Source organism: Alteribacter aurantiacus DSM 18675, assembly GCF_000429705.1.
Classification (GTDB): domain Bacteria; phylum Bacillota; class Bacilli; order Bacillales; family Salisediminibacteriaceae; genus Alteribacter; species Alteribacter aurantiacus.
Genome location: NZ_KE386941.1, coordinates 1,710,103 through 1,724,529 on the forward strand (window position 1 = coordinate 1,710,103; position 14,427 = coordinate 1,724,529).

A 14,427-nucleotide genomic window follows, 5' to 3' on the forward strand; every position below is an offset into this window, starting at 1 on the left:
CATCCTCCTGCTTTTAAAGAATCGGGATTGGAGAATGTCTTCCCCAATCCCTACTTTTCATTAATACTATTGCATAATTGCGATTTGCTCGCGGATTTGTGCAACAGCTTCTTCCATTACTTCTTGTGGATCTTCACCTTGAGAGATGAACTGAAGTGCGTCACTAACCGGCTCCCACACTTGGCTCATTTCAGGAACGTTTGGCATCGGCTCTGCCACTTGTGTCTGTTCAAAGATAGGACCCATAAACTCGTCATCGATTTCTACAGCAGTGTGGGCAGGAAGCTCACCAGCCGTTTCAAAATACGTCTCAGAGCTTTCAGCGTTTGTGATGAATAATGCTAGTTCAGTAGCCCAGTACTGGTCGTCACTGTATTCAGATACTAACCAACCTTTGTTACCGGAGAAGGAGTTAAGCTGTTCGCCATCCCACTCAGGAAGCATAGAAACAGCAAGGCTGTCACCTAAAGCATCACGGTAGTCAGGAATCGCCCAAGGACCTGTAATAACAGCTCCAACTTTTCCGTCTTGGAAAAGACCGTTCATGATGTCGCCATCAATCCCTGTTGGCATGTAGCCTTCTTCAAACCAAGATTGAATTAATGCTGCACCTTCAACCGCTCCATCATTATCAAGACCAATATCTTCAGTGTCATAAGCACCGTCAGCATCTTGATTGAAGATGTATCCGCCAGCTCCAGTTAGGAACGGGTAAGAGAAGTATAGGTTCGTTGCTTCCATTAAGAATCCATACTCATCAGCACTTGCATCAGTTAGAGATTCTGCAATTTCCATTAGTTCATCAAGCGTTTGTGGCGCTTCTTCTACTAGATCTGTGTTGTAGAAAAGGGCATATGTTTCAACTACTGCAGGAATTCCGTATTGAACACCTTCGTAGCTTAACGATTGAACTGCTTCTTCGTTATACTCAGCAAGACGTTCTTCTTGATCAGCTGTAAGCTCAAGCTCTGCAGCAAGACCTTGTAATACGATATCTCCCATACGGTCATGCGGTTGGAAGAACAGGTCCGGACCTTGACCAGATGGACCATCTAGAGAAATTGCATCGGTTTGATCCAACATAGAGAATGGTGTGATGTTTACTTCAATACCATGCTCGTCTTCAAAACGTTGTGTAATTTCTTCGTAAGCATCCAACTGAGAGTCCTCATCGTTAACCCACATGGATAGAGATTCAGGTTTTTCTGGAGCATCACCTTCTGCTGCAGCGTCACCGTCTTCACCTTCGTCTTCTCCAGCGTCTTCTCCGTTTTCATCTGTGTCCGGATCTGCTGGTTCTTCATTGTCATCTCCGCCACCACATGCCACTAATGCGATAGAAAGTACGAGCATCATCATTAGCGTTAAAAGAAACTTACCTTTAAACATGTTGTTTCCCCCTTTAAGTAAATGGTTACATCGCGTGCAACCTGTTGCCTGTCCACCTCTCACCCGTCCCCTCGGTATATATGTAATCGGTTTCAAAGATTGTAAGATTCGAATCCGCTTTCATATATATGTAGAAGCTCTTTTCCCGCTTTTTGAATCTGTGAGCGGGACAAAGGGAGGTTGCGCAAGAAGTCGGACAACCGTTTGCACAATTGAGGCAAAAACAATTCCACGGTAGCGCCGTGAAATCGTTTGCATCACTATTACAACTTCATTATATATTTGGGTCTTAGGAAATACAACCCCTTTTGCAAAAAAAATGTAATCGTTTTCTTTATTGTTGTAACGTGGCTGCCGTTTCTTTTAAAACTTTCGTAGATTCGGCCAATTCCTTTTGTTTTTTTGATTGAAGATCGATGGTATCAGCTACTTTTGAAGATTGATTGTCGAGCTCTTTCGCTACATCTGCCAGCTTTGCTACAGCAGTAACCACCTCATGTATGGCCTTGTTGATCTGTTCAATGGCTACAGATGTCTCTTCGTGCTCCACTTGCAGTGACTTACTTTCAGACTCAATAGTGGTAAATAGAGTGAGCGCTTTTTCTGACTGCACTCTTGCCGTTAAACTTGCCTCTTGAAACGAGTTGAACGTTTCTTGCATCTCTAACGTTTCCTTTGTAATCTGTTCCACGGCCGATTTGGCGTTTTTAGAAAAGTCAGCTGTGCCTTTCGACAGTTTGCGAATTTCATCTGCTACCACTGCAAAGCTCCTACCTGCTTCACCTGCTTTTGCTGCCTCAATGGAGGCATTAATAGCAAGTAAATTCGTTTGAGAGGAAATGTCATCAATCCCTTTCATAAACGCGGATATGTTTTCAATTTCTAGAGCGATTCCACTCACTCGTTTCCCCATCACAAGAGTTTCATCCGAAAGTGTGCTCACATCCTGGGCCATTCCACTCACAACTCGAGAACCGCGATCTGCCAACCCACTCATCTCTACCATTTTCTTATAAACTTTACCTGAAGAATCTTCAATTTCTTGTGCACTGGCACTTACCTCTTCCGTAATGGCAGATATACTCTCTGTCTCTATGGACTGTGCTTCTACATTAGCTTTAAGATCCTTGATTGTTATCAAGACATCCGACATATGCCTTAATTGATTATCTGACTCGGTGGATACGGCCTCACTTACATCAAGTACTTGTATGCTCGCCCGTTCGCTTGTAATCATGGACTCACCTAGTTGATGCCCCATCTGACTCAGACTCTCGTCGATCTCTTTGAATTCATCATTTCGATGCAAGTGGTGATCAAAGGTAAAATTCCCATCTTTATATTCCCGGATCCTTGCAAGTACTTGAGTGACTCCTTTATTTAAATCGCGGATAAACCAAACTACAGCCATCATCGGCACCAAAACAAGAAAGCCAATTGCTGCATATAAAATCATTTCCATCATGGTAAGAGCTCGATCAAGCTCAGATGAAGCCTCATCACGAGTACTTTCGAGAGATTGCTGTATCCTTGTATTCGCTTGGTTAAGGTTTTGTTCGGTTCGTAAAATGTCTGGAGCTACCCTGTTTCGGATTCTCTCAATTTCATCCCCAACAAAGATGGATTGAAAATAGGTTTGACTGATGTTTTCATAGTTAGTCATGCTTTCACCGAAAAGAGGTAGATAGTTGTTCAATTCACTATCCTCATGTAATGAGGTGTTTAACTGGTCAAAAAGCACACGGCCTTCATCTAGAAGCTCATCGGCCCTATCGATTCGCTCTTCATTATAACCGCTTGTAACAAGCTGAAAATGAAGAAGACCTACTTGATTGATTTTGTTCAAGAGTGATGAATAGCTTTCTTGAAACGTCGCCGACTCATTTAACGTTGTCGTTTGGGTGTTCACATTCTTATTGGCATACAAGATTGCCGCTCCCCCAGCCATACTTACAATCACAATTAAACATAATAAAAAACCTAACTTATGTACTAGCTTTGTCTTTTTACGCGCCCTCTTTCTCGACACCATTCCCCCTCCTCCGAATCTAAATGCAATCGTTTGCATCAGATGAGGACATTATACCATGAAAGCACTTACGAAAATCGGGACCATTCCCTACTCTTTCCTTCCTTCTTGTAGCGGTCGAGCCACTTCTTTTTCTCTCATTCTTCTGAACTCTCTTGGCGAAATGCCTTCCACTCTTTTAAACAACCTAGAAAAATAACTTCGGTCTTGGATCCCTACTTCTGTGCTGATCGCCCCGAGGTCCATGTTCGTTGTGATTAACAAGTCTTTGGCCACCTCTAATCGGTAACGACTGACATACTGAACAGGTGTAAGCCCCGTGACTCTTTTTAAACACCTTGAAACATAATCAGGGTGGTACAAAAGCTCTTTAGCAATGTTCGTAAGAGTAAGAGCTGAATCAGCATAATGCTCTCTAATAAAGTGAATGGTCTCTTCAGCTACTCGCTCTGCACTCGTTGGTAATTGGATTGCTTCTTGTTGCAATAATAAAAGGCCTTCATAAAATAATGATTGTTGTTTCATCTTATCCATAGGTGATTGAGAGTGGTTTAGTAAGCTTAAGTGATCGAGCAAGTTCTCCACTCTCTCTTTGTTTTGAATCTTACCGTATCTAGGAATATGCAGGAGAAAATCAGCCGGTTCGGTAAACGTACTTTCCCTGACCAATACGTGAGACCAATCAAACAGTTTGTTATCCGCTAAGGTATAAGATCCAGGAAACACAAAATGAACCCAGAAGAAGCGAGTATCTTCCTCGCACCCTTTGAATCCCCCGTGACGGAGTCCTGGTGCCAACAATAAGTATTCTCCTTGTTGAACTTCATATTCATCGTCTACTTCCTTCATATATAATGTACCTTTTTCTACTATTAAAAGATCAAACACTTCAAAGGTTCTCCAAAAGTGCTTTTGGCTTTGTTTAAAACTTCCTTTTCCACACTTAATAAAAACGGGCATAGGCGGTACATGGGCCTTCAAAAGGTTCATAACAACCTCCAAGTCGGATTTGTCCTATTATTATCGTTATTATACCTTTTAAATCTGATATTGTCCTTATAGACTAATGATAGCTTAATTCGTTAATGTCCAAACAGGACACAGGAGGTAATCATGTCACAACGAGAAAACACCACGAGAAAAAAACTAACTTTATTTGCCCTCACGTGGCCGATCTTCATTGAAATCTTTTTACATATGTTAATGGGAAATGCCGATACACTCATGCTCAGTCAATATGATGACAATGCAGTAGCTGCCGTAGGCGTATCCAACCAACTCATGAGTGTCATTATCGTCATGTTTGGGTTTGTTGCTACAGGGACGACTATTTTAATTGCTCAATACTTAGGAGCTAAAAAGGATTTAGAAGCAAGTCGAATTGCCGTGGTTTCTCTTGTAGCCAACTTGGCTTTTGGATTAATCCTAAGTGCCGTGCTCTTTCTACTCGGACCTTCTCTTTTACAATTAATGAATCTACCTCCGGAATTGATGGATACAGCTCTGATGTATCTTCGTATTGTAGGAGGATTCGCCTTTGTTCAGGCGTTAATCATGACAGCAGGTGCCGTTATCAAAAGTCATGGTTTCACACGCGATGCCATGTGGATCACCCTTGGCATGAATGTATTGAATGTAATCGGAAACTACTTATTTATTTTTGGACCCATGGGCTTTCCTGAGCTCGGTGCAACAGGTGTGGCGATTAGTACAGCAGCAAGCAGAACCATTGGTCTAGTCGTACTCATGGTTGTTTTATATAAAAGAGTGAATGGAGAACTTCCCTTCTCTTATTTATTCCAAGCTTTCCCTAGAACAGAGATGAAGCAATTGATGAAAATTGGGATCCCCTCTGCCGGTGAGCACCTCTCATATAACATGAGTCAAGTGGTCATTACTATGTTCGTCGCATCGATGGGAACCATTGAACTTACAACACGGGTATATGCGATTAATATTATGATGTTCGCTTTTCTCTTTGCCTTTGCGATCGGTCAAGGAACACAGATCATCGTTGGCCATTTGGTCGGAGAAGGAAAGCTTGAAGAAGCATATCAACGTTGCTTGAAAAGTCTATGGATCGGTTTTGGAGTCTCCCTAGGAGCGGCAAGCTTATTCGCTGTTTTTCGTGAGAACCTGTTATCCATTTTTACAGACAATCCACAAATCATTGAACTTGGTGGCATGTTGTTGCTACTTACGATTATATTGGAGCCGGGGCGCGCATTTAATTTGATTGTGATCAACTGCCTTCGAGCTGCCGGGGATGTGAAATACCCGGTTTATATCGGGATTCTCTCTATGTGGGGAGTGTCTGTCACCATTTCGTATACGGCAGGCATTGTGTTAGGGCTAGGACTAGTCGGTATTTGGATCGCTTTAATCGCTGATGAATGGTTAAGGGGACTTTTGATGCTTAGACGGTGGAAAAAAGGAGAATGGAAACGCATGTCCTTTGTGGATGTTAAGGAAAAGGCACACGGGTAAACGATCCTAGTGAGCTGAACCTATTAGAGATTTTCGGAACTACCACTTTATTTGAAAGTATTAAAGGCATGGAAAAGCTCCATGTCTTTTTTGATTTGGATGACATCTGTTTCAAGCAAATGATCCAATCCACTCATCATTAACCACCTCCTTCTATATCATAGAGGAAACCAAACCTCTATGAGTTTGAAAAAAACATTTTCTAATTCACAAGTTTAAGATCTATTTTTGGATGGTATAAAGATGGATTTATGTCTGTTAATGATGAAGAATATATTACTAATAATATCTTTTCAGAAAATTAATAGGTTTGTGACATTTATAATGAGGGAATAGAGGTATGTTTAATGTGCAATCCCCAGCTTTATTTATGCAAAATTAAGTATAATCATTCACTAACACAGAAAACAGAGAGATTTTTTACCTTTTGTTACAAATTAATCCACACAACCGACAAACTCTGACAAATCTAGTTTTCTATGGGGTGAATCTATGATGTTCCCGCTTACAAGTACAATTTTTTTGACAACTTCATAGATTTCTGCTTAAATGTAAAAAGGGTACTAACAATTTTTATACAATGGTTAGTATGAAACTATATTAATTTCAAGGGGGAATTTGCATGAAGAAGTTTTACACAATGTTTGCATCCGCTTTGACACTCGGTATGCTATTGTCTGCGTGTGGCGATGGCGATACGGAAGAAAACGGCGGTGCAGATGACGGTGACTCTGACAACGGCCAAGAAGAAACAGCTGGCGATGTTGACGTAACTGGTTTACAAATTGGTACAGGTAGTACTGGGGGTACATATTATCCTCTAGGACAAGAAATGGCGAACGTAATCAACGCAAACGTTGAAGGTTACGACGGATTCGACCTCAGTGCTGTGGCTACAGGAGCTTCTGTAGACAACCTTGCACAGATTTTCCAAGGCGAACTTGACCTAGGAATGAGTGTACACCTTCCAGCTCTAGATGCAGCTGAAGGTACTGGTGAATTTGACGGAGCTCAAGTAGATAACTTCGGTTTTATGGGCCACATTTATCCTGAAGTCATGCAAGTTGTCGTTCGTGCGGATGCAGGAATCGAATCTGTTGCTGATCTTGAGGGTATGGATATTGCCATTGGACCACCAGGTTCAGGTACGCAAGAGGCTGCTCGCTTGATTCTTGAAGCTTACGGTCTTGAAGATGGTGATTACAACGCGTTTGATGAAGGTTTTGGTGACGCTGCAGGACGCCTGCAAGATGGTAACTTAGATGCTTCTTTCGGTCTTCTTGGACTACCGGCCGGAAGCATTGAAGAGCTTTCTTTACAACGTGATATTGAGCTTCTTTCTTTATCTGATGAAGCTGTAGCTTACATCGAAGAAAACAGTGGATACGAGCTTCTTGAAATTCCAGCTGATTCTTACGACTTTATGGATGAGCCTGTAAACGCAATTACGGCTTACGCTGTTTTGGTCGGTTCTACTGATACGATTGACGAAGATCTTGGATACGAAATTACGAGAGCCCTTTACGAAAACTGGGAAGATGTTTCTCATGCACAAGGTCAGCACTTAGACCCTGAGAACATCATGAACGGTTCAGATGGCCTTCCAATGCACCCAGGTGCGGAGCGATTCTTTGAAGAGCAAGGCTACCTTGACTAATTGAATGTGACGGGCCGGACGTGGGTTTTTTGTCCGGCCTTTTTTAAAGAAGTTACACCTATTTCTTTTTGAGTTTTTAAAATCTTGTAAAGATTGTTTTCCCATAAGAACTATGATAAAACGTTAGTAGCGAATGTTTTGCTCCGCTAAAGAAGTTGTTATGCGGAATACCGACGAAAAAGCAGGAAGTTAGATCGCTTTCTCCTACTTTTTCGTCGGTTTTTAGTTCGTACTTTTGAAAGGACGGTGATTACATGGCAGATCTAACCAATCAGCAAGCAATGGATGAAAAAGAACAACAAAAAATGCTCGCGAAATATGACAAAGAAGCAACGTTCAGACAAGATCTCGGCCGTTGGAAATGGGTCATAGCCTTCGTCGCTATTTCCCTAACAGTCTTTCACTTATACCGCGCAACACCAGCAATCGGTCCGCTCGTATACTTAGTACAAGGAGCCGTTCACCTTGGTACAGCAATGGGTCTTATCTTTTTGCTCTATCCTGCTACAAAATCGGGGATTACTAAAAGAGGGATTGCATTTTATGATGTAATCTTGGCTCTCCTTGCCATGGGAAGCTCATTTTATATCTTATTCCGTTATGACTGGATAACAGGACCTGCACGAATTTTAGGGTTTACGACTGTGGATATTATTGTAGCTACAATTGGAATTGTTCTACTTCTAGAGGCCACTCGTCGTGCAGTGGGATTACCGATTGTCGTTATTGCTGCTACAGCAATTCTTTACGGTTTGTATGGAACAAACTTACCGTACGGATTTGGTCACGGAGGATTTGACTGGTCTGGCCTCTCAAGGCGTTTGTTCTTCTCTTCTGAGGCGATCTTCGGGATTCCGATTCAGATCTCCTCAACCTATATTTTCTTGTTCTTATTCTTCGGTGTCATGTTAGTACGAACGGGAGTAGGACAATTTTTTAACGACCTTGCATTTGGTTTAACAGGTCGGTTTACTGGTGGTACAGCGAAAGCGGCCGTTGCTGCTTCTGCCATGCAAGGAACAGTAACAGGGAGTTCGGTTGCCAATACAGTAGCATCTGGTTCCTTTACCATTCCGATGATGAAACGTGCAAAATTCAGACCTGAATTTGCCGCTGCTGCTGAAGCATCCGCTTCAACAGGTGGACAAATCATGCCACCAATCATGGGAGCAGCTGCTTTTATCATGGCTGAATACATTAGTGATGTATCATATAGTGACATTATCATTATCGGTATCATTCCAGCATTACTTTACTTTACTGGTGTGTTTTTAGGCACACACTTTGAAGCAAAACGTTATGGTATTCATGGCCTGCCAAAGAGTGAGCTTCCATCCGCCAAGGGATTACTCAAGCGTATGGACCTCATTTTGCCATTGTTCACCATTATTTATATGCTCGTTTCCGGATTCACACCAACAGCTGCGGCCTTGACAGGGATCGGAACAGCCTTCTTAGTAAGTATGTTCAGAAAAGAAACACGAATGGGACCAAGGAGCATTATTGATGCTCTTGAGCAAGGTGCCCGCGTTGCCCTTCCGGTTATCGCAGCGTGTGCGAGTGCCGGTATTATCGTAGGTGTGGTTGTATTTACAGGTTTAGGTGGGAAAATTGCAGGGGCTCTCCTTACCATTGCAGGAGACAGCCTGTTCTTACTTCTCTTCTTTACAATGATTGCTTGTATCATTTTAGGAATGGGACTGCCAACAACAGCCAACTACGTTGTTACAGCTTCTATGGCTGCTCCGGCATTAATTGCCTTTGATGTGCCACCAATTGCAGCCCATTTCTTCGTTTTCTACTTTGGTATTGTTGCGGATATTACTCCGCCAGTATGTTTGGCTGCCTACGCTGGAGCCGGAATTGCCAGGGCCAATCCGATGAAAGCCGGTGTAACGGCCTTGAAATTGGCGATTGCCGCTTTTATCATCCCGTATGTGTTTGTATACAGTCCGGTTCTTCTATTAGAGGATGCTACGTTCGCTACATTAACTCCGGTTCTTGTTACAGCCATTATTGGAATGGTCGCCATCAGTGCCGCAATGATGGGATACTTCTTCGCGAAGCCTTACTGGTATGAGCGCATCTTGCTAATCGTAGCAGGTATTATGCTCATTATCCCTGGGAACCTCTTCATCTCGCTCGGTGGACTTGTTCTTCTTGTGATCATTGGTGTGGTCCAAAGAATTAGAAATCCTGAAGGTGCGAAAAACAACGCACCTGCATAATAGCGAAACGCCCCCGCAATCCGAACTCGGATCGCAGGGGCGTTTTTTATTTCGTTTATATAAACGAGAAAGTGACGAGTTCGATTTGATTATTGCCGGTTGACATGGGTGGATTTGCGGATGAACTTCATTATTTTGCGGCTTTGATTCTATGATTTACGGGTTCGTATTCTGATTTTACGGGTTCACTACCCTTATTAACGAGAAGTGCTCTCTTTTTTACGGGTTACCTATTTTTATTCACGGGTTAGCCAAAATAACTAAACTCCTCCTCTTACGTGATAAACTCAAACCACCATCACTCTTCAAACACATCAAAATTATCCCAAAGCCCTTCCAAGTCGTGAAGGCGTTTCTCAACTTTTACGTGTTCTGCTCTTGTCACAGCGGTTACCAAAGCATTGACAATGCTTAGGGGCGCTGAAAAAGAATCGATAAACGAATTGATCTCTGTGGCTGCTATCAGCTTTAAGTCTCCTAAAGGAACGAGAGGGCTCATGTAGTGGTCCGTGATGATGAGGGTTTTTGCTCCGCGTTGTTTCGCGTATTTGAGTACCTCTACTGTTCGCTTAGTATACCTTGCAAAACCGAAGCCGATCACCAAGTCATTTTCTTTAATATCCAATAAGTGCTCAGACACACCGTCACCTTGACGGATCATCTCCGTATTTTGAAGGACCATGTCCAAATAAAACTCCATGAAGCTTCCAATACTAGCTGCACTTCTATATGCAATAATATAGATTCTGTTTGCATCAATAATTTCTTGCACAGCTTGCTCGAAGTGTGCCGTGTTCAACTGATTGAGGGTTGTTTTAAGGTTTTGAATGTCGTCTCCTAAGATCTCTGTCACGACGTCAGACGTTGAACCGTCTTTGTCCGTGGTTTTAACAAGTACTTCGGCTGAGGTCATCTTTCGTTGCATGGCTTCTTGCAAATGCCTTTGGAGGTCTGGATAACCTTTGTAGTTTAAAAAAAAGGCAAACCGGATGACCGTTGCTTCCCCTACACCTACATGCTTTGCAAGTTTCGATGCTGTTAAAAAAGGCGCTGTCTCCCGGTTTTCAATTAAGTAATTGGCAATTTTTTTATGAGATTTACTCATGGTTTCTTGATAGTTGATCATCCGCTCATACACTTCATTTTCGAACATCATCAAACGCTCCTTTTTCCCCTGTCCGCTTATTCCTTGCTTCATTTTTGTTTAAAGATTCTGTGTAAAGCATCCATTGTTTGTTTGAGTTCCTTTTCTCCATGCGCTGTTGAAATGCTGTATCTATTTAATGGTTTTGTGTAAATCCCTTCGTTAATCAGATGCAGGTCAAGTTCTTTTCTAAATTGAAGATTGGTTTTTTTCATATCCCGATAATGGTTCACTTGTTCAATTGTAAATATGGGATTGAAGATTGTACCCATTCCTATCGTTTTCATTGGTACAGATTTTTTCTTAAAGAAACTTTCTAGTTCCATTCTTAGATCTTCTGTAAAATCGACTGTTTTTTCATACTCTGACTCTAGCACTTCCAGTGTAGCGAGTCCGGCTGCTAGGATGAGCGGATGACCGTTGTAAGTTCCGCTGTGAAACAAGGTGTCTATTGCTGAAGAATTTTTACTTTGCATGGTATCAAAAACATCGCTTCCGTCCTTAGGGCTTGACACGTCCATGATCTCTTTTTTTCCGCCTACCATACCAAATGGAAAACCACCGCCGACGACTTTCCCCAACGTGGTGATGTCAGGCGATACTTGGTACACCGTTTGTGCTCCGCCCATTGAAGATCGAAAACCTGTTTTTACTTCATCGAAGATAAGGACAATTCCTTCTTCTTCCGTTGTTTTACGTAGTCTGTTAATGAATTCTCGCTCAGCTGGGATAAATCCTCCTTGAACGGGCTCAATGATCACGGCTGCGAGCTCTTGGCGATGCTTTTTTAACAGTCGATCACAGGCCTCAGGATGATTGAACGGCAATATTAGTGTGTTCTCTTCCCCACCGGGTAACAACCCTGCTGATTCAGGTACAGTATAGGGTTCGTCAAAAGGACCGGATTGTTGTTCGTCAGGATTGATACTGTATAGCATTTCGTTATACCCACCGTGGTAATGTCCTTCAAATTTTGCCACTTTGGTTTTTCCGGTGTACGCATAGGCAAGTCTTAATGCCAACAATGTTGCTTCAGTGCCTGAGTTCGTGTAACGAATTCGCTCCATCGATGGTAGGTAATGCTTTATTTTTTGAGCAAATCTGGTTTCAAGTTCGTGTGGGGTTCCAAACAAATAGGTCCCGTCCGTTTGAATTTGTTTTTGAAGAGCTTTTTGAATCCGATCATGACCATGCCCTAATGCCAGTGCACCATAGCTCATCAGATAGTCGACATAGTCATTTCCATCAACATCGGTTAGCCACGCTCCATTTCCATGCTTCATTACAATTGGGTACGGAGCAAAGTGCTTGATGTTCGCAGTGACACCACCCGGTAAATGTTCCTTACTTTCACAATGAATCCGGTAAGATTCTTTCGTCCGGCTGAAATATGAGGCCAAAGGATGTGAAAAAGAGTGAATAGCCATTTTAATTAAGCGCCTTCCTTTCATCACTCCACTTTTATGAAGTATTTATTTCATTATATGGCAAATCGACGAAGAGATGAAGAGAAAATTTCGCCCATTTTTCAAAATGAATGATATATTTCAAAAATATTATAATATTCTAAAAATTGGCTAAATTCATATATTATTGGTATACTGAACTGGAATCAACGCTGCTAACTACGACTATTGGAGGGTGTAAAAATGGTGCAACCTAAGTACATTATGAACCTCGATAAGATCGAACACATCACTGATGAAGAAAAAGAAAAATTAAAGCAGATTACAGAAAAATTCGTTTTTAGAGTAAACGATTATTATCTTAATCTTATTGATTGGAAAGATCCGAACGATCCCATTCGAAAACTTGTCATTCCTAATGAAGGGGAACTTGAAGAATATGGACGTTGGGATGCTTCCGATGAAGATACGAACTACGTTGTTCCAGGATGCCAACATAAGTACACAACGACTGCCCTTTTAATCGTTTCAGAAGTTTGCGGTGCCTATTGCCGCTATTGTTTCCGAAAGCGCTTATTCCGTAACGACATTAAAGAAGCCATGTCAGATGTTCAACCGGGGATTGAGTACATTAAAGAGCACCCGGAAATCAACAATGTTCTTCTAACTGGCGGTGATTCACTCATTTTAGCGACTAAAAAGCTAAGAAGAATCATTGAACAATTACGAGAGATTGATCATGTTAAAATCATACGCCTCGGCTCAAAAATGCCTGTTTTTAACCCGATGCGTATTTATGAAGATGAAGAGTTGTTAAAGTTGATTCGTGAGTACTCCACTGCTGAAAAACGCATTTATGTGATGGCTCATATTAACCATCCGAATGAAATCACAGAAGAAGCGAAACGAGGGTTTGAAGCCCTACACGATGCAGGAGCGATTGTTGTTAACCAAACCCCAGTCCTTAAAGGGATTAATCATGAACCGGAAGTCCTTGCTGAACTATTAGATAGACTATCGTGGGCGGGAGTCACACCTTATTACTTCTTTATTAACCGTCCGGTAGCCGGAAACAACGATTTCGTTCTAACGTTGGAAGAGGCTTATCAAGCTGTTGAAAAAGCAAAAGCCATTACATCTGGTCTTGGTAAACGCGTTCGTCTCTCTATGAGCCATACTTCTGGAAAGGTCGAAATCCTTGCTATCGAAGACGGTAAGGCTTACTTGAAATATCATCAATCACGTGACGGTGAATATGGAAAATTCATGGTTCTCGATTGCCCAAAAGAGGCGGCTTGGTTTGATGACCTTCCAGGAAATACAGATCACTGGAAGCAACCGAACAAAAAAATGGAGACGTTTGAGTCGGCGAACGAAAAAATAAATCAAAAAGAAAAGACTCCTATTGAGTCTTAAGGACACTGATAGGCACTGAACTTTCCTTATTCAGTGGTCTGCCTAGGTCATACTAGACGTTTTTATGAAAGCATTCGCAACAGCGGGTGCTTTTTTTTGATAAGGTTTCGTGCCAAATACTCCATTGGGACCTCTCCTGTTCTCTTATTGAAGGTCCCAGATTGTCAAAGCACAAAAAGAAACTGACCTCATACGAGCCAGCTTCTTTTAACCCTATTCATCTATGGTGCTTTTGCTAAGACTTCTATATTTTTGTGCTTTTAATAATCAAAGTTGTCATCATCATCAGCTGTCATATACCCCATGTGCGGCATCCCCTGTGATTGGTGGCGTCCCTGCTGCGATTGTTCCATTTGAGCATGGCCTCCGTTGCTTGGCATCATCGGCATTCCGTGTTGACCTCCGTTGCCTGGCATCGACATCCCGTTCTGGCTTCCGTTGCCTGGCATGCCATGATGATGATCTGTCATCATCTGATTAGGGTCGCCTGGCATTTGGCCCATCCCCATCACATTCGGGCCTCCTGGCATTTGGCCCATTCCCATCACATTCGGGTCGCCTGGCATCTGACCCATCCCCATCATCTGATTCGGGCCTCCTGGCATCTGATCCATTCCCATCATCTGATTCGGGCTTCCTGGCATTTGACCCATCCCCATCACATTCGGGCC

At 42.4% G+C, this 14,427-nt stretch carries 9 protein-coding genes and 1 pseudogene; 4 read left to right on the top strand and 6 right to left on the bottom strand.

The features are described from left to right. Positions 1-66: 66 nt before the first annotated feature. The 3 genes from G476_RS0111960 to G476_RS0111970 form a co-directional block, all read right to left on the bottom strand. Positions 67-1,389 carry an extracellular solute-binding protein gene (locus G476_RS0111960; RefSeq protein WP_026690315.1) on the bottom strand — a complete coding sequence of 441 codons (1,323 nt, stop codon included), beginning with the start codon at positions 1,387-1,389 and terminating at the stop codon, positions 67-69. A 334-nt stretch (positions 1,390-1,723) separates the two neighbouring features. Beyond that, a complete protein-coding gene (locus G476_RS0111965) occupies positions 1,724-3,421 on the bottom strand; it encodes a methyl-accepting chemotaxis protein (RefSeq protein ID WP_169720889.1) in 1,698 nt (565 codons plus the stop codon). Between the two features lie 87 nt (positions 3,422-3,508). Beyond that, on the bottom strand, positions 3,509-4,408 hold the full coding sequence (locus G476_RS0111970; protein ID WP_026690317.1) for a helix-turn-helix transcriptional regulator: 900 nt from the start codon (positions 4,406-4,408) through the stop codon (positions 3,509-3,511). A gap of 123 nt (positions 4,409-4,531) precedes the next feature. Here G476_RS0111970 and G476_RS0111975 point away from each other — a divergent pair, with 123 nt between their 5' ends. The 3 genes from G476_RS0111975 (at position 4,532) to G476_RS0111990 (ending at position 9,790) form a co-directional block, all read left to right on the top strand. After that, complete coding sequence (locus G476_RS0111975) at positions 4,532-5,905, top strand: MATE family efflux transporter (RefSeq protein WP_026690318.1); 1,374 nt, start codon at positions 4,532-4,534, stop codon at positions 5,903-5,905. A gap of 622 nt (positions 5,906-6,527) precedes the next feature. After that, entirely contained in the window at positions 6,528-7,562 is a 1,035-nt protein-coding gene (locus G476_RS0111985) for a TAXI family TRAP transporter solute-binding subunit (RefSeq protein WP_026690319.1), read from the top strand. Between the two features lie 254 nt (positions 7,563-7,816). Further along, the gene (locus G476_RS0111990; RefSeq protein ID WP_026690320.1) at positions 7,817-9,790 is read left to right on the top strand and encodes a TRAP transporter permease; all 1,974 of its coding nucleotides are present in this window, start codon (positions 7,817-7,819) and stop codon (positions 9,788-9,790) included. A 298-nt stretch (positions 9,791-10,088) separates the two neighbouring features. Here the strand turns inward: G476_RS0111990 and G476_RS0111995 are convergent, their stop codons facing one another. Beyond that, complete coding sequence (locus G476_RS0111995; protein ID WP_026690321.1) at positions 10,089-10,943, bottom strand: MurR/RpiR family transcriptional regulator; 855 nt, start codon at positions 10,941-10,943, stop codon at positions 10,089-10,091. A gap of 41 nt (positions 10,944-10,984) precedes the next feature. Continuing rightward, positions 10,985-12,385 carry an aspartate aminotransferase family protein gene (locus G476_RS0112000; protein WP_245579659.1) on the bottom strand — a complete coding sequence of 467 codons (1,401 nt, stop codon included), beginning with the start codon at positions 12,383-12,385 and terminating at the stop codon, positions 10,985-10,987. Between the two features lie 198 nt (positions 12,386-12,583). Here G476_RS0112000 and G476_RS0112005 point away from each other — a divergent pair, with 198 nt between their 5' ends. Continuing rightward, on the top strand, positions 12,584-13,756 hold the full coding sequence (locus G476_RS0112005; RefSeq protein WP_026690323.1) for a KamA family radical SAM protein: 1,173 nt from the start codon (positions 12,584-12,586) through the stop codon (positions 13,754-13,756). 260 nt (positions 13,757-14,016) lie between these two features. Here the strand turns inward: G476_RS0112005 and G476_RS0112010 are convergent. Beyond that, positions 14,017-14,427, bottom strand: a pseudogene (locus tag G476_RS0112010) (hypothetical protein); the annotation flags it as partial.